The organism is Pseudomonas gingeri (genome assembly GCF_013385425.1).
GTDB lineage: Bacteria > Pseudomonadota > Gammaproteobacteria > Pseudomonadales > Pseudomonadaceae > Aquipseudomonas > Aquipseudomonas gingeri_D.
The window spans coordinates 184322-207401 of sequence record NZ_JACAQA010000009.1 but is presented as its reverse complement, the minus strand read 5'-3'; the positions used below and the strand labels follow the sequence as shown (position 1 = coordinate 207401).

Annotated in this window: 23 protein-coding genes and 1 other RNA gene; 14 read left to right on the top strand and 10 right to left on the bottom strand. The window is 64.0% G+C overall.

The window, feature by feature from the left end; genetic code table 11:
- Window positions 1–19: 19 nt before the first annotated feature.
- From HX830_RS14640 to HX830_RS14630, 3 genes are read left to right on the top strand one after another with little or no spacing between them, the layout of a single operon-like run.
- On the top strand, window positions 20–3916 hold the full coding sequence (locus HX830_RS14640) for a cellulose synthase subunit BcsC-related outer membrane protein (RefSeq protein WP_177100921.1): 3897 nt from the start codon (window positions 20–22) through the stop codon (window positions 3914–3916).
- Between the two features lie 18 nt (window positions 3917–3934).
- Complete coding sequence (locus HX830_RS14635) at window positions 3935–4594, top strand: SGNH/GDSL hydrolase family protein (protein ID WP_177100919.1); 660 nt, start codon at window positions 3935–3937, stop codon at window positions 4592–4594.
- Window positions 4591–5259, top strand: coding sequence for an alginate O-acetyltransferase AlgF (locus HX830_RS14630; protein ID WP_177100917.1), 669 nt, complete (start codon window positions 4591–4593; stop codon window positions 5257–5259). The genes HX830_RS14635 and HX830_RS14630 overlap by 4 nt, the downstream gene beginning before the upstream one ends.
- A gap of 4 nt (window positions 5260–5263) precedes the next feature.
- On the opposite strand, the gene HX830_RS14625 is transcribed toward HX830_RS14630, so the two are convergent.
- On the bottom strand, window positions 5264–5740 hold the full coding sequence (locus tag HX830_RS14625; protein WP_103495529.1) for an Lrp/AsnC family transcriptional regulator: 477 nt from the start codon (window positions 5738–5740) through the stop codon (window positions 5264–5266).
- Window positions 5741–5879: 139 nt separating this feature from the next.
- Between HX830_RS14625 and HX830_RS14620 the strand changes: the two genes are divergently transcribed.
- The 6 genes from HX830_RS14620 (at window position 5880) to HX830_RS14595 (ending at window position 11402) form a co-directional block, all read left to right on the top strand.
- Window positions 5880–6218 carry a hypothetical protein gene (locus HX830_RS14620; protein ID WP_177100915.1) on the top strand — a complete coding sequence of 113 codons (339 nt, stop codon included), beginning with the start codon at window positions 5880–5882 and terminating at the stop codon, window positions 6216–6218.
- Between the two features lie 143 nt (window positions 6219–6361).
- Window positions 6362–8143: a GspE/PulE family protein gene (locus tag HX830_RS14615; protein WP_177100914.1), complete on the top strand. Its 1782-nt coding sequence runs from the start codon at window positions 6362–6364 to the stop codon at window positions 8141–8143.
- 112 nt (window positions 8144–8255) lie between these two features.
- Entirely contained in the window at window positions 8256–9176 is a 921-nt protein-coding gene (locus tag HX830_RS14610) for an SPFH domain-containing protein (RefSeq protein ID WP_103496108.1), read from the top strand.
- Window positions 9177–9186: 10 nt separating this feature from the next.
- Entirely contained in the window at window positions 9187–9636 is a 450-nt protein-coding gene (locus HX830_RS14605) for an NfeD family protein (protein WP_177100912.1), read from the top strand.
- 67 nt (window positions 9637–9703) lie between these two features.
- Window positions 9704–10024, top strand: a complete 321-nt coding sequence (locus tag HX830_RS14600) for a DUF2388 domain-containing protein (protein ID WP_103496106.1) — start codon at window positions 9704–9706, stop codon at window positions 10022–10024.
- Between the two features lie 238 nt (window positions 10025–10262).
- Window positions 10263–11402, top strand: coding sequence for a DegT/DnrJ/EryC1/StrS family aminotransferase (locus tag HX830_RS14595; protein ID WP_103496105.1), 1140 nt, complete (start codon window positions 10263–10265; stop codon window positions 11400–11402).
- 78 nt (window positions 11403–11480) lie between these two features.
- On the opposite strand, the gene gcvH is transcribed toward HX830_RS14595, so the two are convergent.
- From gcvH to HX830_RS14555, 8 genes are all read right to left on the bottom strand, one after another.
- A complete protein-coding gene (gene gcvH, locus HX830_RS14590; protein ID WP_103496104.1) occupies window positions 11481–11864 on the bottom strand; it encodes a glycine cleavage system protein GcvH in 384 nt (127 codons plus the stop codon).
- A 59-nt stretch (window positions 11865–11923) separates the two neighbouring features.
- Window positions 11924–13006, bottom strand: coding sequence for a glycine cleavage system aminomethyltransferase GcvT (gene gcvT / locus HX830_RS14585; protein ID WP_177100910.1), 1083 nt, complete (start codon window positions 13004–13006; stop codon window positions 11924–11926).
- 155 nt (window positions 13007–13161) lie between these two features.
- On the bottom strand, window positions 13162–14778 hold the full coding sequence (locus HX830_RS14580) for an ABC transporter permease (RefSeq protein ID WP_177100908.1): 1617 nt from the start codon (window positions 14776–14778) through the stop codon (window positions 13162–13164).
- A gap of 138 nt (window positions 14779–14916) precedes the next feature.
- Window positions 14917–15918, bottom strand: a complete 1002-nt coding sequence (locus HX830_RS14575) for an extracellular solute-binding protein (protein ID WP_177100907.1) — start codon at window positions 15916–15918, stop codon at window positions 14917–14919.
- A gap of 108 nt (window positions 15919–16026) precedes the next feature.
- A complete protein-coding gene (locus HX830_RS14570) occupies window positions 16027–17244 on the bottom strand; it encodes a 2-octaprenyl-3-methyl-6-methoxy-1,4-benzoquinol hydroxylase (RefSeq protein ID WP_177101019.1) in 1218 nt (405 codons plus the stop codon).
- A 157-nt stretch (window positions 17245–17401) separates the two neighbouring features.
- Window positions 17402–18589, bottom strand: coding sequence for a 2-octaprenyl-6-methoxyphenyl hydroxylase (gene ubiH / locus HX830_RS14565; protein ID WP_177100905.1), 1188 nt, complete (start codon window positions 18587–18589; stop codon window positions 17402–17404).
- Window positions 18586–19920, bottom strand: coding sequence for a Xaa-Pro aminopeptidase (pepP, locus tag HX830_RS14560; protein ID WP_103496098.1), 1335 nt, complete (start codon window positions 19918–19920; stop codon window positions 18586–18588). The genes ubiH and pepP overlap by 4 nt, the downstream gene beginning before the upstream one ends.
- A gap of 31 nt (window positions 19921–19951) precedes the next feature.
- Window positions 19952–20506: a YecA/YgfB family protein gene (locus HX830_RS14555; RefSeq protein ID WP_152736733.1), complete on the bottom strand. Its 555-nt coding sequence runs from the start codon at window positions 20504–20506 to the stop codon at window positions 19952–19954.
- 145 nt (window positions 20507–20651) lie between these two features.
- Between HX830_RS14555 and HX830_RS14550 the strand changes: the two genes are divergently transcribed.
- From HX830_RS14550 to HX830_RS14535, 4 genes are all read left to right on the top strand, one after another.
- Window positions 20652–20861 carry a TIGR02449 family protein gene (locus HX830_RS14550; protein ID WP_100942079.1) on the top strand — a complete coding sequence of 70 codons (210 nt, stop codon included), beginning with the start codon at window positions 20652–20654 and terminating at the stop codon, window positions 20859–20861.
- On the top strand, window positions 20858–21175 hold the full coding sequence (locus HX830_RS14545; RefSeq protein ID WP_103496097.1) for a cell division protein ZapA: 318 nt from the start codon (window positions 20858–20860) through the stop codon (window positions 21173–21175). Before HX830_RS14550 ends, HX830_RS14545 begins: the two co-directional genes overlap by 4 nt.
- A gap of 31 nt (window positions 21176–21206) precedes the next feature.
- Window positions 21207–21385, top strand: a non-coding RNA gene (gene ssrS / locus HX830_RS14540) — 6S RNA.
- Window positions 21386–21471: 86 nt separating this feature from the next.
- Window positions 21472–22077: a 5-formyltetrahydrofolate cyclo-ligase gene (locus HX830_RS14535; protein ID WP_152736732.1), complete on the top strand. Its 606-nt coding sequence runs from the start codon at window positions 21472–21474 to the stop codon at window positions 22075–22077.
- A 33-nt stretch (window positions 22078–22110) separates the two neighbouring features.
- Here HX830_RS14535 and HX830_RS14530 read toward each other — a convergent pair whose 3' ends face one another.
- Entirely contained in the window at window positions 22111–22269 is a 159-nt protein-coding gene (locus tag HX830_RS14530) for a hypothetical protein (RefSeq protein WP_177100903.1), read from the bottom strand.
- Between the two features lie 184 nt (window positions 22270–22453).
- Between HX830_RS14530 and HX830_RS14525 the strand changes: the two genes are divergently transcribed.
- Entirely contained in the window at window positions 22454–22903 is a 450-nt protein-coding gene (locus tag HX830_RS14525) for an EVE domain-containing protein (RefSeq protein WP_103496094.1), read from the top strand.
- Window positions 22904–23080: the final 177 nt, after the last annotated feature.

The following is a 23080-nucleotide window of genomic DNA, read 5'->3' as shown; positions in this document are numbered from 1 at the left end:
ACGGCGCGGGAGAACAGGCATGCGCCACACCCTCACCCTGACATTGCTGTTTGCCCTGGCCAGCCCGGTCCTTCAGGCCCGGGCCGACGATCCACAAGTGCAACTGATCGAGCAAGGGCGCTACTGGCAGTCGCAGAACAACCCCGACCGGGCCATGGACGCCTGGAACAAGTTGCTGCTGATCGCCCCCGATCAACCGGAAGCGCTCTATGGCCTGGGGCTGAGCAACGTCCAACTCAAGCGCCCGGAGGAAGCGAAAAAGTACCTGGCCCGTTTGCAGGCACTGGTGCCGCAGCCCCGCCAGGCCCAGCAACTCGAACAGGACATTGCCCTGGGCAGCGATGAGCAGGCCCGACTGCTGGCCCAGGCGCGGCAACTGGTGGACGCCGACAAATACGACGACGCGGTGAAAGTCTACCGCCAGTTGCTCAATGGTCGGCAGCCCCAGGGCACCCTGGCCCGCGAGTATTACTACCTGCTGGGTTACACCAAGGGCGGTGAACAGGAGGCCCGCGCCGGTCTTGAACGATTGCTGCGCGAACGCCCGGACGACCGCGCCGTGGCGCTGTTCCTGGCCAAGCACATGGTCCGCAACCTCGACACCCGGGCCGAAGGCATCCGCCGCCTGGCGGTCCTCGCCAAGGACAAGGATGTCGGCGGTGACGCCAACGAAACCTGGCGCTTCGCCCTGACCTGGATCGGTCCGCCGGCGCCGGCGCAAGTCCCGCTGTTCGAACAGTTCCTCGCCGCGCACCCGAACGACAAGGAAATCCGCGACCTGATGAACAAGGGCAAGACCCTGGCCCGCAGCAGTGCGGCACCCGCCCGCAAAGTGCCCGCCTGGCAACGCGACCCGCAGGACGCCCAAGGCCTGCAGGCGCTTGAGGGCGGTGACCTGGCCGCCGCCGAGCAGGCGTTTCAAACCCGTCTCAAGGAAAAACCCAACGACCCCGACGCACTCGGTGGCCTGGGGGTCCTGCGGCAAAAGCAGGAGCGCCTGAACGAGGCCGAAGAGCTGCTGCTCAGGGCCACCCAACAGCCCGGCGGACATCCCTGGAAACAGGCACTGGACAACGTCCGCTACTGGCGACTGATGGCCGGCGCGAGCGAGGCGCAAAAGGCCGGACGTGAGGACCAGGCGCGGAAAATGATCGAACAGGCCGCCAGCCAGAACCCCGGCCAACCGGCCAGCCAGGTGGCGCTGGCCAACTTGCAGGCCGAGCGGGGCCAACTGGCCCAGGCCGAGGCCAGCTACCGGCGTATCCTCGCCAGTCATCGCGACGATCCCCAGGCCCTGAGCGGGTTGATCGCGGTGCTCTCGCAGCAGGGCAAAGCCGATGAAGCGCTCAAGCTGATCGACTCGATCCCGCCGGCGGACCAGGCCCGCCTGGGCTCCGCCGTCTCCATCCGCTCGTTGCGCGCCACCCAGGTCGCGCGGCTCGCCGAACAGCGCGGCGACCTGCGCGCCGCCGAGCAAGCCTATCGCCAGGCCCTGGTGGACGACCCGGGCAATACCTGGACGCGCTTTGCCCTGGCCCGGATCTACCTGGGGCAAGGCCGCACCCAGGCCGCCAAGGACCAGGTCAACGACCTGCTCAAACGCCACCCCGACCAACCCGATGCGCTGTATACCCGGACCCTGCTCTCGGCCCAGCTGGGTGAATGGCAGGACGCCCAGGCCAGCCTCGCACGCATCCCCCAGGCCAGGCGCAGCCGCGAGATGGACGAACTGGGCAAGGAGATCGCCCTGCATGTACAGACCGAAGCCGCCGTCGACAACCTCAGGCGCGGCCAGCGCCAGGAAGCCCAGGCGCTGCTGGCCCGCAGCCAGGCCCTGACCGCCGGCAAGCCGGATCGGGTGGCGATCCTGGCCGCGGCCTATATCGATGCCGGCCAACCGCAACAGGGCGTGGCCCTGATGCGCGACCTGGTGGAGCGCTCCCCCAGTCCCGACGCCAAACTGCAACTGCTGTACGCCGACATCCTGTTCAAGGCCGACCAGGACAACGATGCCGCGGACATCCTCCGCTCCCTGCAAGGGGCGCGGCTCAACGACAGCGATCACCGCCACTACGCCGAGCTGGTGAAGCTGTACCGCATCAAGCAGGCCGACCAGTTGCGCGAGAAAGGCAATCTGGCCGGGGCCTACGACCTGCTCAAGCCGACTCTGAAGCAATACCCCCATGACACCCAGGCGATTTCGGCGCTGGCGCGGATGTATGCCGCCAACGGCAATAACGCCAAGGCCATGGCCCTGTACAAACCCCTGTTGCAGAACGACCCGCGCAACGCCGACCTGCAACTGAGCGTGGCCAGCCTGGCCGCCCAGGACCACGACTACGCCCAGGCCGACAAGTCCCTCAAGACCGCCCTGGCGCTCAAGCCGGGCGTGCCGAAGGTGCTGACCAGCGCCGCCGCAACCTACCGCGCCATGGGCAAAAGTGCCGAGGCCGCCGAACTGCTGCGCCAGGCCGTGGCCATCGAAGGCGGTCAACGCCGCGACGGCCAGCCCTTCGACAGCCAGGACGACGACAGCGACAACCCGTTCCGCAATCAAACCGGACAGCCGCGTCGAGGTACCGCCCGTATAGCCGATCCGCTGGCGCCGGGCAGCGAGGCCGCCGATACGATGCCACCCGACCCGGCCATGGCCCCGCAGCTCTACAGTGCCTCGGACGCCGTACCCGACAGCGGCCTGGACAACGACCCGGCACCGAGCGCCAATCCCTTTGCCCCCGGCCGCCGTTCAGACGAGCCCGCGCGCCTGAACCAGAGCCCGGCGCAGCTCGCGCTGGACGAAATTCTCCAGGAGCGCAGCGGTTATATCGCCCAGGGCCTGAGCGTGCGCAGCAACAACAATGAATCGGGCCTAAGCAAACTGACCGATGTCGAAGCACCGTTCGAAGCCAACCTGCCCGCCGGCGACAATCGCGTGGCGCTGCGGGTGACGCCGGTTTCGCTGCACGCCGGCAGCGTCAAGAGCGACAGCCTCACCCGCTTCGGCAGCGGCCTGGCCAGCGGCTCCCCCGGTTCGCAGCAGGCCAACGGCGTGGGTATGGCCGTGGCAGTGGAGAACCCGGAGCACGGCATCAAGGCCGATATCGGCGTCAGCCCGGTGGGCTTCACCTACAACACCGTGATCGGCGGCGTGAGCCTGGACCAGCCGCTGGTATCCAGCCCCAACATGCACTACAGCATCGCCCTGTCGCGGCGCCCGGTCACCGACAGCGTGACCTCATTCGCCGGCACCGAGGACCGGCGGACCGGCGTGAAGTGGGGTGGCGTGACCGCCAACGGCGGACGCGCCCAGCTCGGCTACGACGACCAGGAAGTCGGGGTCTACGGCTACGGCGCCCTGCACAAGCTGGTCGGCAACAACGTCGAGTCCAACACCCGCGCCGAACTGGGTGGCGGGATCTACTGGTACCTGGACAACCAGCCCGACGACAAGCTGACCGTGGGCCTGAGCACCTCGGCCCTGTCCTACGAGAACAACCAGGGCTTCTTCACCTACGGCCACGGCGGCTACTTCAGCCCGCAGACGTTCTTCTCCATGGCGGTCCCGGTCACCTGGTCCCAGCGTTCCGACCGCTTCACTTACAAGCTCAGCGGCGCGTTGGGAGTCCAGCATATCGACCAGAAAGGCGCCGACTACTTTCCCGGCCACAGCGCCGAGCAGGCCGCCAACAACCTCACGTATCCGGGCCAGAACAGCACCGGCATCGGCTACAACCTGAATGCGGCGGGCGAATACCGGCTCGGTTCGAATGTGCTGCTCGGCGGTTCGCTGGGGGTGGATAACGCCCAGGATTACCGCCAGGTAAACGCCGAGCTGTACCTGCGTTACCTGTTCGAGAAGATGACCGGGCCCATGGCCTTGCCGGTCAGCCCCTATCGTTCGCCTTACTCCAACTGACTCCAGGGAGCGTGCACCGTGGCAACCTCATCCGTACTGGCGGGCCTGACCATCCTGATCATCGGCGACAGCCACCTGGCCACTCCGGATTTCCTGCTCAACCCGCTGCACGAGGCCCTCAGCCGACAGGGCGCCCAGGTCCACTCCCTGGGCATTTGCGGGGCCAATGCCGGCGATTGGCTCAAGGCCACGCCCAGCCCCTGCGGCGGCGCCGAACGCCGGGGCACGGCCGAGGCCACGGTGCTGGTTGGCGCATCGACCCGCTCGATCGGCGACTTGCTGGACAGCGACAAACCCAACCTCACCCTGATTGTCATGGGCGACACCATGGCCAGCTACGACAAACCGAGTTTCCCCAAGGCCTGGATCTGGAAACAGACCGACAGCCTGGTCAAGGCCATCGCCGCCCACCACACACCCTGCGTCTGGGTCGGGCCGAACTGGGGCAGCGAAGGCGGCATGTACGGCAAGACCTATGAACGGGTCAAGACGATGTCGGACTTCCTGTCGAAAAACGTCGCACCATGCAGCTATATCGATTCGTTGCAATTCTCCACCAAGGGCCAGTGGGCGACCATTGACGGCCAGCACCTGACCCGCACCGGCTACCAGACCTGGAGCGAGGACATCGTCAAGGCGTTGTTGCAGGCACCGGCGCTCAAGGCAGCGGGAAAATGAATCGGATGCGCGAACTGCTGCTGGGCCTGGCGACGCTGATAAGCTTCGCTGCCGCCCACGGCGATACCGCGCTGTATCCCACCGGGCCGAGCCAGGACTCGGCCTTCATCCGCTTCGTCAACGCCCTGGACAGCCCCCTCGACGTGCTCCCGGAGGGCGAACAGACACCTTCGACACTGGCCCCATCGGTGGTCTCGGTGTTCTCCGCGGTCCCCGCCGACAAACCGGTCACGGGCGCGTTGAGCAGTGCCGGCGTCAGCGTGCCGGTCAAGTTGAACCTGGTCCCCGGCGAGTTCGTGACCTTCGTGGTGCTCCCCGGCGACAAGGGCTTTGAACTGCTGACCGTGCGCGAACAACCGAAAGACTTCAATGGCCTCCAGGCGTCGCTGGCGCTGATCAACGCCGACCCGGACTGTACCGGCGGCGGTTTGCGTCGTGCAGGTCGGCAGGAGCAGCCGATTTTCCATGACCTGAACCCCGGTCTGCTGGAGCGACGCGACGTCAACCCGGTCAAGCTGTCCGTGCAAGGCTTCTGCGACGGTACCCTGGTCACCGCGCCCCTGAGCCTGGGCCCGCTGGAATCGGGAGAGCGCTACACGGTGCTGATCCTGTCCCAGAACGGCAAACCGGTCCTGGTGTTCGTCAAGGACATCTTTGCCCAATGAACCTTCAGGCCGGGCGCAATACCGGCAAGCTGGTGGTGGACTTGATCTCGGACAGGGCAACGATGGAGTTGACCTCCTGGATCCCCGGCACCATCGACAGCTTCTCGAAGAAAAACCGCTCATAGGCCTCGATGTCCGCCGTGACGATCCGCAGCAGGAAATCCACCGCGCCCATCAGCACATAACACTCCAGCACTTCCGGAAAACCGCGAATCGCCTCGGTGAACTCGGTGAAATTGGAGCGACCATGGGCGTTGAGTTTGACCTCGGCGAAGATCTGCGTGTTGAGGCCGATTTTCTTGCGATCGAGCAAGGTCACCTGGGCACGGATCACCCCCTCTTCCTTGAGCCGCTGAATCCGCCGCCAGCAGGGTGACTGGGACAACCCCACCTGCTCGGCAATCTGCGCGCTGGAAAGCGAGGCGTCTTCTTGCAGCAAGGCCAGGATCCGGCGGTCGTAGGTGTCCAGCTCGCCTTGCATAAAAAAACCCTCTAACTGGCTATTGTCGAATAGATCATCTCTTGATCAGAGCTTATCAGCCCATCATAGATAAGAAATACCCGGCTCGGCGTGTAAAAATCCCCCCAGCCTATCCCGTCGCCGCCCCAGGAAATCCACCATGCCTTCTCCCAAAGCCCTCCATGACGCCCCCACCCGTGCCGATGTCTGGGCGGCGGGCAATGCCCACTGCCAGGTGCGCTACCAGGTGCTGGCCGAAGCCGAGCCGGACCTGCTCTGCCGCCTGCTGAACCTGTTTGCCCTGCAGTTCCTGACCCCGCGACAGGTCCAGGCGCAACAGGACGACGGACTGCTGGCGATCGATATCGTGCTGGACGGCCTGAGCTGGCACCGCGCCCAGGTCATCGGTGAAAAAATGCGCAACCTGATCAGCGTCTGTTCCGTGGCCCTGCAACCGACCCAAGGCGCACAGCGGCACAGCGCACAGGCCGCGGGCTGACGGCTTTTTTGAAAAGAATCGCAATCTTTGTCTTGGTATCGACGCCAACGTCAGGCAGCCTCGCGTCTATTCTTGGCAATTGACGATCAGACAGGGACTACGTCTGAATCGCTGGTTGCAGGACCGACCGAATAGGAGCCCGCATGTCCGTCGCCCCCCTTCCCCAGGACCGCTGGCTGGATCTCAACGAGCTGTTGCGCGAACTGGTGACCCAGGGTTTTATCAGCCAGGAGGCAGCCGAACAGGCCCTGGCCACCCGGCGTACCGCGCGCGATACCCAGCAGCATCCGCTGGAGTTCATCGCCAGCCAGCAACTGGCCGACCTGAGTCGTCCCGGCAAACCCCTGGACCTGGAAAACCTCACCCTCTGGCTGGCCCGCCATGCCGGCCAGGCGTATCTGCGCATCGACCCGCTGAAGATCAACGTGGCGGCGGTGACTTCATTGATGTCCTACGCCTTTGCCCAGCGGCACAAGATCCTCGCGGTGGCGGTCGACCGCGACGGCGTGACCATCGCCAGCGCCCAGCCCCATGTGCGGGCCTGGGAAGCCGACCTCAGCCATGTGTTGAAGCTGCCGATTCGCCGGGTGGTGGCCAACCCGGTGGATATCCAGCGCTTCACCGTGGAATTTTTCCGCCTGGCCAAGTCGGTCAGCGGGGCCAGCCTGGCCGACCAGAAAAACCATAATCCGAGTAACTTCGAGCAGTTGCTCAACCTCGGCGCCAGCGACCAGGAGCCGGACGCCAACGACGCCCATATCGTCAATATCGTCGACTGGCTGTTCCAGTACGCTTTCCAGCAACGGGCCAGCGATATCCATATCGAGCCGCGTCGCGAACAGGGCACGGTGCGCTTTCGCATCGACGGCGTGCTGCACAACGTCTACCAGTTCCCGCCCCAGGTGACCATGGCGATTGTCAGCCGCCTGAAAAGCCTGGGCCGGATGAACGTCGCGGAAAAGCGCAAACCCCAGGACGGCCGGGTCAAGACCAAGACCCCGGACGGCGGCGAAGTCGAATTGCGCCTGTCGACCCTGCCCACCGCCTTTGGCGAAAAGATGGTGATGCGTATCTTCGACCCGGAGGTGCTGCTCAAGGATTTCGACCAACTGGGCTTCGGCGCCGACGACCTGCGCCGCTGGCAGGACATGACCCGCCAGCCCAACGGCATCATCCTGGTCACCGGCCCCACCGGCTCGGGCAAGACCACCACGCTGTACACCACCCTGAAGAAACTGGCGACCTCGGAGGTCAACCTCTGCACCATCGAGGACCCGATCGAGATGATCGAGCCGGCCTTCAACCAGATGCAGGTCCAGCACAATATCGACCTGACCTTTGCCAGTGGTGTGCGCGCGCTGATGCGCCAGGACCCGGACATCATCATGATCGGCGAGATCCGCGACCTGGAAACCGCCGAAATGGCGATCCAGGCCGCGCTCACCGGCCACCTGGTGCTCTCGACCCTGCACACCAACGACGCGCCGAGCGCCATCAGCCGCCTGCTGGAACTGGGGGTGCCGCATTACCTGATCAAGGCCACCGTGCTCGGGGTCATGGCCCAGCGCCTGGTGCGTACCCTGTGCCCGCACTGCAAGGCGCCGACCCAGTTGGAAGAAGACGACTGGCAAAGCCTGACCCGACCCTGGCAGGCGCCGATGCCGAGCGGTGCCCAGCGCGCCGTCGGTTGCCTGGAATGTCGCGACACCGGTTATCACGGGCGCGCCGGGGTCTACGAGATCCTGGTCCTGAACGACGGCCTGAAAGCGCATATCCACGCCGATACCGACCTCCTGGCCCTGCGTCGCCAGGCGTTCAAGGACGGCATGCGCAGCCTGCGCCTGTCCGGCGCGCAAAAGGTCGCGGCGGGGCTGACCACCGTCGAGGAGGTGTTGCGGGTCACGCCGCAGAGCGAGCAGCGCTGATGAAAGTGTCACGACATGCGTCCATTGCCGAGTAAACACTTTTTATCCCGGCAAGCCCCGTTACACTCAAGGTAACAGCCTTCTCGATCAACACTTGCAACAGGGAATCGTCATGCAAATCGGTAGCGTACTCCTGCTCTTCGTCGGCCTGGCCATTGCCCTGGTGTTCATGGGCTTCAAGGTCGTGCCCCAGGGTTATCAATGGACGGTGGAGCGCTTCGGGCGCTACACCAACACCCTCAAGCCGGGCCTCAATATCATCATCCCGGTCATGGACCGCATCGGGCGCAAGATCAACGTGATGGAAAGCGTGCTCGACATCCCGCCCCAGGAAGTCATCACCGCCGACAATGCCACGGTCCAGATCGACGCCGTGTGCTTCTTCCAGGTGGTCAACGCCGCCCAGGCCGCCTACGAGGTAAACAACCTCGAGCACGCCATCCGCAACCTGTTGCAGACCAATATCCGCACCGTGCTCGGCTCCATGGAGCTGGACGCCATGCTCGGCCAGCGCGACGCCATCAACGAGCGCCTGCTGCGCACCGTCGACGAAGCGACCGCGCCGTGGGGCATCAAGGTGACCCGCATCGAGATCAAGGACATCAGCCCGCCCGCCGACCTGATGGCGGCCATGTCCGGGCAGATGAAGGCCGAGCGGGTCAAACGCGCGCAAATCCTCGAGGCCGAAGGCCTGCGCGCCTCGGCGATTCTCACCGCCGAAGGCAAGAAGCAGGCGCAGATCCTCGAAGCCGAGGGCGCCCGGCAGTCGGCCTTCCTGCAATCCGAAGCCCGTGAACGCCAGGCCGAAGCCGAAGCCCGGGCGACCCAGGTGGTATCCGAGGCCATCGCCAAGGGCAACGTGCAGGCGGTGAACTACTTTGTCGCGCAGAAATACATCGACGCCTTGGGCAAGCTGGCCTCGGCCAATAACAGCAAGGTGATCCTGATGCCGCTGGAGGCCAGCCAGGTGATCGGCGCGGTAGGCGGCATCGGCGAGATCGTCAAGGCCACCTTCGACAGCAAGAAACCCTGAGGCAACGCCCATGTGGGAATTCCTGCAACACCTGTCGTTCTGGGACTGGCTAGCCCTGGGCACGCTGTTGTTGATTTTCGAAATATTCGGTGCCGGCGGTTACCTGCTCTGGGTCGGGACGGCCGCCGCGGCCGTGGGCGTCCTGACCTACCTGATTCCCGGCCTGCACTGGACCTTGCAGTTGCTGCTGTTCGGTGTGCTGTCGATCCTGACCGCATGGCTCTGGTGGAAACGCCAACGCAACAACGCCCGGCCCAGCGACCAGCCGGGACTCAATGAGCGTGGTCACGACCTGATCGGCAAGACCTTCGTGGTGCATGTCGCCATTGTCGCCGGGCGCGGCAAGATCAAGGTCGGTGACAGCGTCTGGATGGCCATCGGGCCGGATAGCGAGGTGGGTACCCAGGTCCGGGTGGTTGGTCAGGACGGCAGTACCCTGCGGGTGGAAAGGATTCAGTAAGGCCGATGGAACTACAGTGCGACGGCGAGCATCAAACCTTTCAGATACCCACACCGGAGTCACTCTCATGCGTCTCAAAACAGCAGTTGTCGCATTGGCCTTGTTTACCCTTCCCGTCGGCGCAGCGATGGCCGACGAGTTCTGGCGCAACGTCCTTTCCTCTGGCGCCACCACCGGCTCCACCTACCTGACCTTCAGGAAGGACCACAAGCTGGTGGCCGCCGCCCAGGACGATGCCAGCAGCTTCGTCGCCAGCAATGGCGGCATCCGTGGCCCTTATCTGGAGGCCGCGATGCAAAAACTGCGGGCCGAAAACCCGGACCTGAAGGTCACCGACATGCAACTGGCCAACGCCATCCTGGCGAAGAACACCGTCGCCGAAGACTGATTCAAACACTTCACCCACAAACCAGAACGCCGCTCACCCGCGGCGTTTTGCGTTGCCCGGTAAAAACCGCCGATCGACACCCAGGCACCGGCCCGACGTGCTCGTTCAGCGTCCGGACAGCAAAAAAAGCACCGAATTTTCACCTTAAAACAGTATCATCGCCAGCATTGCAGCCTTGCTGTCTACTCTTCACTGCCGGTAGAGCACTGTCGGCCTTCACATCGGACGTCACGACCCCATGAGCGAACTTCCTTTCCTGCCTTTTTCCAAACCGACCATCGACGAAGCGACCATTGCCGCCGTGGGCGATGTCCTGCGTTCCGGCTGGATCACCAGCGGTCCGAAGGTCGCGGCCTTTGAAGCGCAACTGTCGGAATATTTCGGCGGGCGTCCGGTGCGCACCTTCAACTCCGGCACCTGCACCATGGAAATCGCCTTGCGCATCGCCGGTATCGGCGCGGGCGACGAAGTGATCACCACGCCGATCTCCTGGGTGGCCACCGCCAACGTGATCATCGAAGTCGGCGCGACCCCGGTGTTCGCCGATATCGACCCGGTAACCCGCAATATCGACCTGGACAAGGTCGAGGCCGCCATCACCCCGCGTACCAAGGCGATCATCCCGGTTTACCTGTCCGGCCTGCCGGTGGACATGGATCGCCTGTACGCCATCGCCAAGAAACACAACCTGCGCATCGTCGAAGACGCGGCCCAGGCCCTGGGTTCGGAATGGAACGGCCAGAAGATCGGCGCCCTGGGTGACCTGGTGTCGTTCAGCTTCCAGGCGAACAAGAACATCACTTCGTCCGAAGGCGGCTGCCTGGTGTTGAACAACGCCGAAGAGGCCCGTCTGGCCGAGAAGTACCGCCTGCAGGGCGTGACCCGTACCGGCCATGACGGCCTGGACGTGGACGTGCTGGGCGGCAAATTCAACATGACCGACGTCGCCGCCGCCATCGGCCTGGGCCAGTTTGCCCATATCGATGCCATCACCCCGCACCGCCGCGGGCTGGCCGAGTACTATTTCGAGTGCTTTGGCAGTGATTTCGAAGAGAAATACGGTGCCCAGCTACCGGTGAAGGATTTCACCAACAGCAACTGGCATATGTTCCAGCTGGTACTGCCGGAGCGTCAGGACGGCCAGCCGGCGCGGGCGACCTTTATGGAAGAGATGAAGCAGCGCGGCATCGGCATCGGTTATCACTACCCGGCGATCCACCTGCTGAGCCTGTACCGCGAACGCGGCTTCAAGGAAGGCATGTTCCCGATCGCAGAGCGCGTCGGGCGCCTGATCGTGTCGTTGCCGATGTTCAACGCCATGACCAAGGCCGATGTCGAGCGTTCGGTGGCGGCGGTCAAGGCAGTCCTGAAGCCGTAACACCGTGATCGCGAGCACGCCTGCTCTTGTAGGAGCAAGCTTGCTCGCGATGAACGATAACGCGGTCAACCTGACGAATTACTCGCCGATAGCCTTCTTGTAACCCGCCGCATCCAGCAACTTCTCCAGCTCCGCCACATTGCTCGGCTTGAGCTTGAAGATCCACGCGCCGTGCGGATCGGAGTTCAGCAGCTCAGGCTCGCCGGACAACGCTTCGTTGACCGCGATCACTTCGCCCGACACTGGCGAATAGATATCCGAAGCCGCCTTCACCGACTCCACCACACCGGCAGCCTCGCCGGCGGCGAACACGGTACCGACTTCAGTCAGTTCCACGAACACCACATCCCCCAAGGCTTCCTGAGCATGGTCGCTGATGCCGACGGTGACGCTACCGTCAGCTTCCAGGCGGGCCCACTCGTGGCTTTCGGCAAAACGCAGATCAGCAGGGATATCGCTCATATTCAGTGTCCTCACATTTAAGTATCAGTGGCGGAGCGATTGAGGGCCCGCCGGAAAATTCAGATCAGGGTTTTACCATGACGCACGAACGTCGGCCTTACCACGCGAACCGGGTACCATTTGCCGCGAATTTCAACTTCAGCGCGATCAGCCGTGGCGGCGGGAACACGCGCCAGCGCAATCGACTTGCTTAGCGTAGGAGAGAAACTACCACTGGTGATCTCTCCTTCGCCAATCTCGGCGATCCGAACCACCTGGTGAGCCCGCAGAACGCCGCGCTCTTCCAGCACCAGGCCGACCAGCTTGAGCTTGGCGCCGGCGTTTTTTTCCGCCTCCAGGGCGCCACGCCCGATAAAGTCGCGATCAGCCGGTTCCCAGGCAATGGTCCAGGCCATATTGGCCGCCAGCGGCGAAACGTCCTGGTGAATATCCTGGCCGTACAGGTTCATGCCGGCTTCCAGGCGCAAGGTATCCCGGGCGCCCAGACCGATGGGCGAGATACCCGCGCCCACCAGATCGTTGAAAAAGCCGGGGGCCTGGTCGGCCGGCAGGATGATCTCCAGACCGTCTTCCCCGGTGTAGCCGGTGCGGGCAATAAACCAGTCGCCGTCACTGCGGCCTTCGAAGGGCTTGAGTTGCTGGATCAGTTGGCCGCGGGACTGGCTCACCAGTTCGGCGATCTTGTGCCGGGCCTGTGGCCCCTGGATCGCCAGCATCGCCAGCTCCGGGCGCTCGTGCAGTTGCACGTCATAGCCGCCGAGCCGGGCCTGCATCCAGGCCATGTCCTGATCACGGGTCGCGGCATTGACCACCAGGCGGTAACCGCTCTCGGTACGATAGACGATCATGTCGTCGACCACCCCACCGTGCTCATTGAGCATCGCGCTGTACAAGGCGCGACCGAGGCCGTCGAGACGCTCGACATCGTTCGCCAGCAGATGGCGCAGCCAAGCCTTGGCCTGGCTGCCGGTGATATCGATCACGGTCATGTGCGAGACATCGAACACACCGCAGTCACGTCGCACCTGATGGTGCTCCTCGACCTGCGAGCCGTAATGCAGTGGCATATCCCAACCGCCAAAATCGACCATCTTCGCGCCGAGGGCGAGGTGCAGGTCATAGAGAGGCGTACGCTGTCCCATGGGTTTCTCCTTCCGGGCGTGGCGAAGGCGCGGACAGGCAGGAAACCGGCTTGAGCCCTTTATGGATGGGGCCTTGAGTCCTGTTTCGTACCCGGTCTGTCAGACGGACCGCACCGAATGCCGCGCATTGTAGCCGCAAGGGGGAGCCATGACACCTAGCCGATTCGATGCGCCGAGCGGCGAATCAAACCGATCACCGGCAACAGGCCGACCAGCACCAGGGTCAAGGCCGGCAGCGAGGCCCGCGCCCACTCCCCTTCGCTGGTCATTTCGAAGATCCGCACCGCCAGCGTGTCCCAGCCAAACGGGCGCATCAGCAGGGTCGCGGGCATTTCCTTGAGCACATCGACGAACACCAGCAGCGCCGCGCTCAAGGCGCCGGGCAACAATAACGGCAGATACACTTTGCAAAAAAGTACTGGCCCACTGACCCCAAGGCTACGCGCCGCTTCGGGCAAGGACGGTCGGATACGCGCCAGGCTGTTTTCCAAGGGACCATGGGCCACGGCGATAAAGCGCACCAGGTAGGCCAGCAGCAGGGCCGACAGGCTGCCCAGCAGCAACGGCTTGCCCGCCCCGCCCAGCCAGCCCGACAGCGGGATCACCAGCACCCGGTCCAGATAGCTGAAGGCGAGCATGATCGAGACCGCCAGCACCGAGCCCGGCAGCGCGTAGCCGAGGTTGGCCAGGCTGACCCCGGAGCGGATCAGCCGGGTCGGCGCCTGGCGCCGGGCAAAGGCCAGCAGCAAGGCCACGCCGACGGTGATCAGGGCCGCCATGACGCCCAGGTAAAGGGTGTGCAGGATCAAGCCGGTGTAGCGCTCATCGAGATCGAAGCGACCGCGCTGCCAGAACCAGACCAGCAGTTGCAGCAGCGGGATGACAAAGGCGCAGGCGAATACCAGCAGGCACCAGGCACTGGCCGCCAGGGCCTTGAACCCGTGCAGGTGATAGAGCGGCTGGGCTCGCGGGCGCTCATTGCCGCTGCGCACGGCGCCACGGGCGCGGCGTTCGCCGTAGAGCACCAGCATCACCGCGAGGAGCAGCAGGCTGGCCAGCTGCGCGGCGCTGGAGAGGCTGAAGAAGCCGTACCAGGTCTTGTAGATGGCGGTGGTGAAGGTGTCGAAGTTGAACACCGCGACGGCGCCGAAATCCGCCAGGGTTTCCATCAGTGCCAGGGCCACGCCGGCACCGATGGCCGGACGCGCCATGGGCAGCGCCACCCGCCAGAACGCCTGCCAGGGCGATTGCCCGAGCACCCGGGCGGCTTCCATCAGGCCCTTGCCCTGGGCCATGAAGGCGGTGCGCGCGAGCAGGTAGACGTAGGGGTAGAAAACCAGCACCAGGACCAGGATCACCCCTCCGGTGGAACGTACCCGGGGCAGGCGCAGGCCGCTGCCGAACCACTCGCGCAACAGAGTCTGCACCGGGCCGGAGAAATCCAGCAGGCCGACAAAGACAAACGCCAGCACATAAGCCGGGATGGCAAACGGCAGCATCAGCGCCCAGTCCAGCCAGCGTCGGCCGGGAAATTCGCAGAGACTGGTGAGCCAGGCCAGGCTCACCCCCAGCAGGGTGACACCGAGGCCGACGCCCAGCACCAGGGTCAGGGTGTTGCCCAGCAGACGCGGCAGCTGGGTGTCCCAGAGGTGGGACCAGATCTGCAGGTCGATCGACTGCCAGGACAACAGCAGCACGCTCAGCGGCAGCAGTACCAGGGCGGCGACAGCAAATACCGGAAGGTACCAGCGGCGTTGGACGGGATGGGCCAAGGAAGTTCTCGGTAAAGGCTACGCAAAGGGACAGACTGGATGCTCTTTGTGGGAGCGGAGCTTGCCCGCGAAGAGGCCCTAAAGGCCGCCAAAAGCTTCGCGGGCAAGCTCCGCTCCCACAGGGTTTGTACTACCCGGTCAGTTCCAGCCAGCCCTGTCCATCAGGCGGATCGCCTCGGCCTGGCGCTTGCCGGCAATCTCGACGGGCAAGGTATCCGGCACGAACTTGCCCCAGCTCGCCACTTCCGCCGACGGCGGCACCGCCGGGTTGGCCGGAAACTCCTGGTTCACGTCGGCAAAAATGCGCTGCGCCTCGGGCGTGGTCATCCACTCCACCAAAGCCTTGGCCGCTTCCGGATGGGGCGCGTGCCGGGTCAGGCCGATGCCCGAGAGGTTCACGTGCACGCCGCGGTCACCCTGGTTCGGCCAGAACAGTTTGACCGCCAGGTTCGGGTTCTGCTTGTGCAGGCGACCGTAGTAGTAGGTGTTGACGATCCCGACGTCGCACTGCCCGGCATTGATCGCCTCCAGCACGGCGATGTCATCGGAAAACACATCGGTGGACAGGTTGCCGACCCAGCCCTTGAGAATCTGCTCGGTCTTCTCGGCACCATGGACCTCGATCAGCGTGGCGGTCAGCGACTGGTTGTAGACCTTCTTCGCCGTGCGCAGGCACAGGCGGCCTTCCCACTGCTTGTCGGCGAGGGCTTCGTAGCTGCTCAGGTCGGCCGGCTTGACCCGTTCGGTGGAATACGCCAGGGTCCGCGCACGCAGGCTCAGGCCGGTCCACGCATGGGCGGACGAACGGTATTGCAGCGGAATATTGGCGTCGATCACCTTGGACGTGAAGGGCTGCAGGATGCCCATCTTTTCCGCCTGCCAGAGGTTGCCGGCATCGACGGTGAGCAGCAGGTCGGCGCTGGCGTTTTCGCCTTCGGCCTTGATCCGCTGCATCAGCGGCGCTTCCTTGTCAGTGATGAACTTGATCTTGACCCCGGTCTTGGCGGTGTAGGCGTCAAAGACCGGCTTGATCAGTTCGTCGATGCGCGAGGAGTAGACCACCACTTCGTCGGCGGCGTGGGCAGTGCCGGCCATGAGGGAAAGGGCCAGGGCAGTCAGTAGACGCTTCGGTGCCAACATGGGCGCGGTCTCTCGATTTCGAAATGAGCGCGAAATGATAGTGACTCACATTTCGCTTCTCAAACCTAACCGGGGACGGAGGAGTTACCAGATGTTGCACGAGGCCCGTCAGGCCCTGGCCAGCTCCGGCAGGTCGCCCGTCAGCCCCAGCGCCTGGCGCACGAACAGCGCCTTGGCCTCGGGCATCTGCTCGACGCTTTTCAACCCGGTGTTACGCAGCCAGCGCAGTGCCAGCGAGTCCGCCTGGAACAGCCGCTCGAAACCTTCCATCGCTGCCATCAACCCCAGGTTGTGGGGCATGCGCCGCCGCTCGAAACGGCTGAGCACCCGCACATCCGCCAGCCGCTCGCCACGTTCGCACGCATGCAGCAGTTCTTCAGCCAGCACCGCCGCATCAAGAAAGCCCAGGTTCACACCCTGGCCAGCCAGCGGGTGAATGGTGTGCGCGGCATCGCCGATCAGCGCCAGCCCTTCGGCCACATAACGTTTGGCGTGGCGTTGACGCAGCGGCACACAGAGCCGTGAGTCCGCCGACAGCACGGTCCCCAGCCGACCTTCGAAGGCCCGCTCCAGCTCCCGGCAGAAGGCGTCCTCTTCCAGCAGCATCAGGCGCTGCGCCTGCTCCGGCGTGGTCGACCAGACGATCGAGCACCAGTCCTGCTGCCCATCACGCTCCAGGGGCAAAAATGCCAGCGGACCGTCATCGGTAAAACGCTGCCAGGCGGTCATCTGGTGCGGTTGCGAGCTGCGCACGCTGGTCACGATCGCATGGTGCAGGTAGTCCCACTCGCGGGTGGCACAGCCGGCCAGGCGGCGCACCGCCGAATTGGCCCCGTCGGCGGCGATCACCAGGGGTGCGCGCAGCTTGCGACCATCGGCCAGGGTCAGCAGCCAGTCGTCGCCGGAGCGGCGCATCTGCTCCAGGCGTGCATTGGCCAGCAGGCCCATGTCGCAGTCATGCAGGCGTTCGAGCAAGGCATCCTGGACCACCCGGTTCTCGACGATATGCCCGAGCACCTCGGCATGCACGCTGGCCGCCGAGAAGTGAATCTGCCCGGTGCCGCTGCCGTCCCAGACCTGCATGTCGCGGTACGGGCTGGCCCGCCGGGCGCTGATCCCGTCCCACACGCCGAGGCGTTCGAGAATCCGCTGGCTGGCGGCGGACAGCGCACTGACCCGCGGCTCGAAGGCCGCCTGCGGGTCGAACGGCTTGACGCTCAGGGGGCTGCCGTCGAGCAGGAGAATCTCCAGCCCGCTGTCTTTCAACGCCAGGGCCAGGGCGCTTCCGACCATTCCGGCCCCGACAATCAGCACATCTGCGCGCATTTCCATGCTTTAAGCCTTAGTGAAGGTTATGCGGACCTTGTAGGAGCAGGGCTTGCCCGCGAAGCTTTTGGCGGCCTCAAGGCCCCCTTCGCGGGCAAGCCCTGCTCCTACAGGGTTCGAGGTGTGGATACGGGCGCATTCCGGGCCCGGCCACGTCCTAGACATCGGAACGGGTACCCAGGCCCATCGCCTGCCGGGCGAACCAGCGTTTGGCCGGCGGCAGCAGGTCCAGGCCCAGCAGGCCGATATTGCGCCCCAGGGCCACCAGCGGCTGGGCATTGCCGAACAGGCGGGTGACCTGGTCGGAGAAGCCCACGGTGAGCTGTTGGTCCAGGCGCTGGCGCTCCTGATAGGCCTGCAAGGTGCTCAGGTCGCCCAAGGGTGCCGTGCTCGCCAGCAAGGCCTCGGCCAGGGCCTGGGCATCGCGCAGGGACAGGTTGAAGCCCTGCCCGGCAATCGGATGCAAGCTATGGGCGGCGTTGCCCAGCACCACCAGATGCGCACGCACCTGTTCTTCGGCTTCCACCAGGCTCAGCGGGTACAGGTGCCGCGCGCCGACCTGGCGCAAGGTGCCCAGGCGATAGCCGAACACCCCCTGCAACTCGGCGAGGAAACTGCGCTCGTCCAGGTCGGCCAGACGCTGGGCATCCATCCCGAGACGGGTCCAGACCAGCGCACAACGATTCTCCGGCAACGGTAGCAGGGCCATCGGCCCCTCGTCGGTAAAGCGCTCGAAGGCCATGCCGTTATGGGCTTCGCTGGGGGTGATATTGGCGATCAGCGCACTCTGGTGATAAGGCCGCTTGCGCACGCCGATCCCCAACTGCTCGCGCAACCCGGAACGGCCACCGTCGGCCAGGATCGCCAGGTCGCAGTCCAGCTGGGTTTCATCCCCCAGGGTCAGGCGATAGCCATCTTCCAGCGGTTGCAGGTGGGTGACCTCGGCCGGACAGCGCCAACTGATCACGTCCTGGTCCAGGACCTGCCACAGGCATTGCCCCAGCCAGGCGTTTTCCACCACATAACCCAGGGCCGGCACGCCCTCCTCCATGGCGGACAGCCGCGCAGTGGAGAAACGCCCGCGGTCGGACACATGAATCTGCTTGATCGGCTCGGCGCGCGGGCTGATCGACTGCCACACACCCAGGCGCTGATAGATCTGCCGGGCGCCGAAGGACAGCGCCGAAGAACGCGCGTCGTAGCTGGGTTGATAACTGTCGCCGGGGGCGAACGGTTCGATCAGGGTAATCTTCCAGCCCCGGGCCTTGGCCCCGGCCTGCAAGGCCAACGCCAGGCTGGCACCGACCAGGCCACCGCCGATGATCGCCAGATTGACCCGACTCATGCCGCCTGGATCCGGGCAGCCGCCATCAGCGCCTCGATCTCGGCCACGGTCTTGGGCACGCCGCCGGTGAGAATCTCACAGCCTTGTCTGGTCACCACTACATCGTCCTCAATGCGCACGCCAATGCCTCGCCATTTCTTCGCCACGTTCTGGTTGTCCGGGGAAATATAGATCCCCGGCTCCACGGTCAGCGCCATGCCGACCTCCAGCACGCGCCATTGATCGCCGACCTTGTAGTCGCCGACATCATGCACATCCATCCCCAGCCAATGCCCGGCACGGTGCATGTAGAAAGCCTTGTAGGCTTCGCTGGCGATCAACTCGTCGACATCGCCCTGCAGCAACCCCAGTTCCACCAGCCCGGCGGTAATCACCTGCACCGTCGCCTCGTGGGCCTGGTTCCAATGCTTGTTCGGCGCGATCTCGGCAAAAGCCGCTTCCTGGGACGCCAGCACCAGTTCGTAGATCGCCTTCTGCTCCGGCGAAAATCGCCCGTTGACCGGCCAGGTACGGGTGATATCGCTGGCGTAGCAATCGATCTCGCAACCGGCGTCGATCAACACCAGGTCGCCGTCCTTGAGCACTGCGTCATTCTGCTGATAGTGCAGGATGCAGCTGTTGCGCCCGGTCGCGACAATGGAACCGTAGGCCGGCATCTTCGCCCCGCCCCTGCGGAACTCGTAGTCCAGCTCCGCCTCCAGGCTGAATTCATGCAATCCGGCGCGGCTGGCTTGCATCGCCCGCACATGGGCACGGCAGGAAATCGCCGCGGCCTCGCGCATCACTTTCACTTCCGCCGCCGATTTATACAGGCGCATGTCGTGCAGCAGATGATCCAGGGCAACGAATTCGTTCGGCGGTTGCGCACCGAGGTGGGCCTTGGAACGGATCACGTTGATCCACTCCATCAGGTGCCGGTCGAACTCCGGGTTGCTGCCCATGGCCGAATAGACCCGGTCGCGCCCTTCGATCAGGCCCGGGAGAATGTCGTCGATATCGTTGATCGGGAACGCGTCGTCGGCACCGAAGTCGCGGATCGCGCCCTCCTGGCCGGCGCGCAGGCCGTCCCAGAGCTCGCGCTCGACATTGCGCTCACGACAGAACAGCAGGTACTCGCCGTGGGGCCGGCCGGGGATCAGCACGATCACCGCCTGGGGCTCGGGAAAGCCGCTCAGGTACTGGAAATCGCTGTCCTGGCGATAGACATGCTCGACATCACGATTGCGGATCGCCACGGCGGCGGCCGGCAGGATCGCGATGCTGTTGGGTTCCATCCGCGCCATCAGGGCCTTGCGGCGCCGGGCGTATTCCGCTTTCGGGATATGGATCATGGGCAGATGGAGCTCCCTGTCTGAAGGCTTCTTAGTGCAGAGAAGGCTTGGCAGCCGGTTCAGCCGGTTTGTTGATTTCGGTGAACAGCAGCAGCGGCGCGACCCGCAGGTATTCCATGACTTCCATATAGTCGCTTTCACCGTCGTCGGACTCTTCCAGGGCTTCCTGCACCTGGGCGATGGCCGCCAGGTCCTGGAGCACCTCGGTGGCCTCGGCGCTCAGGGCATTGGCGCGGTAGGTCAGGCCGAAACCGGCGAGGAAACCCTGGCACCACTGGCCCAGCGCAATCGCACGCTCGGTCAGGGGCGCATCGTCGGTGGGCAGCAACAGGACAACGGTCATGTCGTCGCTGGTAAGCTCGCCCTTGACCATCTCTTGCAGGCCGATCAGGGCGTTGCGCACGTTGTCTTGCGGTTCGCCTTCGAGCAGCTCGGCGGCGTCCACCAGCCAACTGTCAGCTTCGAAGCCGGCACCGGCGCAACTGCGGCCGAGCAACAGGCCGTGAAGTTCGGCGGGCGAGACAGGATGACCGCTGGTGCTCAGCAGGGTGGCAAAGGCGTTATACGGGGAATTCTGAATGGGCATGGGCGGCTAGGCGCCAAGCGGCGCAATGTCTAGAATGAAGGCCTTGTATCCTAGCATTCGCGCACGAGCCAGACCATCGGCCGTCCAAACGTTTGCTCCGCGCCGTGATTACTACCGCTCATCAGTCATATTCAGTGGATACCCGATGGAAGACACCGACCTGCACGCGCTGATGGCCAGACTCGAACTGTTGATTACCCGGGTCGAGCAACTAAAAAGCCAAAATGGACTCTTACTAGCTCAGGAAAAGACCTGGCGCGAGGAGCGCGCAACCCTCATTGAAAAAAACGAAATCGCCCGGCGTAAGGTCGAATCCATGATTTCGCGCCTCAAAGCCCTGGAGCAAGACTCATGAGTTCAAGCAATAACGTGACCGTGCAGATCCTCGATAAAGAATATTCGATCATCTGCCCGCAGGAAGAACGCAGCAACCTGGTCAGTGCCGCTCGCTACCTGGACGGCAAGATGCGCGAAATCCGCAGCAGCGGCAAAGTCGTCGGTGCCGATCGCATCGCCGTGATGGCCGCGCTGAACATTACCCACGACCTGCTGCACCGCCAGGAACGCCCGGATGTGCAGGCCAGCGGCTCGACCCGCGAACAGGTGCGTGATCTGCTCGAGCGTGTCGATTTGGCGCTGTCCACTGATCCGGACAACAGCAAAGGCTGATTCCTACAGCGAGTTTCGGGTATACTGATGCCACTCCCTGGAGTGCTTGCCAGTTGGTGATGTCCCTGAGCCGATTCGCAAAACCACGGGAGTTGCACGTTGGGGCCGGTGCGCATGTCCGCTAGACGGAAAGCCTTAAGGCCTCCTGCAACTTCCACCTTGAACTCTCGGGTTCAAGGGCTAAGCCGACAGCGGTACGTCGGGGAGCCTGATTTCAACCCAGTGCCGGCTTTCACTGCCGGCATTGGTGTTAACGAGTTGCCGTCCTGGCCGCTCGATTGCCCAAGCCAGATGCCATGACCGAACCTGCGCCGCCTTCCCGCCCGCAACTTCGACGACTGCTGCGCAAAGCCCGCCGCGCGCTCAGCGCCAGCGAACAACGCCAGGCGGCCCGTGGCCTGTACCGGCAATTGGCGCAACACCCGCTGTTTCGCCGCGCCCGCCATATTTCCCTGTACCTGCCCACCGACGGCGAGATCGATCCGCGCCTGCTGCTGCGTGAAGCACAACGGCGCGGCAAGCACACCTATCTGCCGGTGCTGAGCGCCTGGCCGCGCACGCGGATGGTGTTCCAGCGCATTCGGCCGGGGGAGAAGCTGCAACCCAATCGTTTTCGCATCCTTGAGCCAAGGGTCAAGCTGGCCGCGCAACGCAAGGTCTGGACGCTGGACCTGGTGCTGCTGCCACTGGTGGGTTTCGATGTGGAGGGCGGACGACTGGGGATGGGCGGCGGTTTCTATGACCGCAGCCTGGCGTACCTGGCCCGCCGTCAAAGCTGGCGCAAGCCGACGCTGCTGGGGCTGGCCCATGAATGCCAGAAAGTCGCGAAGTTGAATCAGGCCAGCTGGGATGTGCCGTTACAGGGCACGGTCACCGACCGCGCTTGGTATTTCGCGCAATAAAGAATCGGCTGGATCCGGCAAGAACCGCCGGGATCAGCGCTTGAACAGAGTCGACTGCTGAGGCAGCTTCTGGACGATTTCCACCGGCACGTCTTTCTTGCCGGACCAGAGGCCCTGGGCATAGCCCGTAGTGACCACGCCCAAACCGAACAAAATCACCAAAATCCATAGTAAATCCGGTTTGCGTTTCATCGATTGCCCCCCTAGGCAAATGATCCACGATGACAGCAACGGTTTTCGTTATAGGCCGTGCAGCAGCGTCAAGCTTAAAATCCCGGCATTTTGCGATAACGTGAAGCACTACGCAAACACTGGCGTCAACCGACCGTCGGTTAGTGCCCGAAATTGCCCGACAAATTGCCCAAGGAGCAAAACCATGGCCTATTGGCTGATGAAATCCGAGCCCGACGAACTGTCCATCGAAGGCCTGGCCAAGCTCGGCGAGACACGCTGGGATGGCGTGCGCAATTACCAGGCGCGCAATTTCCTGCGGGCGATGGCGGCCGGTGATGAATTTTTCTTCTATCACTCCAGCTGCCCGGAGCCAGGGATTGCCGGGATTGGTCGGATCGTCGCGGCGGCCTATCCGGACCCGACGGCGCTGGACCCGGAGAGTCCGTATCACGACCCCAAGGCCAGTGCCGAGAAGAATCCCTGGAGCGCGTTGCAGGTGGCCCATGTGGAGACCTTTGGCAAGGTGCTGGGGCTCGGCTATCTGAAGCAGCAGGCCGAGCTGGCGGAGATGCCGCTGGTGCAGAAAGGCAGCCGATTATCGGTGATGCCGGTCACAGCTGAACAGTGGGCAGCGGTTCTGGCTTTGCGCTGAAGCTACCGGCCTCTTCGCGGGCAAGCCCTGCTCCTACAGTATTGTGTCGTACACAAGTGGGCTGAACGACGCAGGACTGTAGGAGCAGGGCTTGCCCGCGAAGAGGCCCGCACTGACAACACATCATCCGACCATGCATCCCCCACCCGATTCAGGTTAGGCTTGCCGTTCATTTGA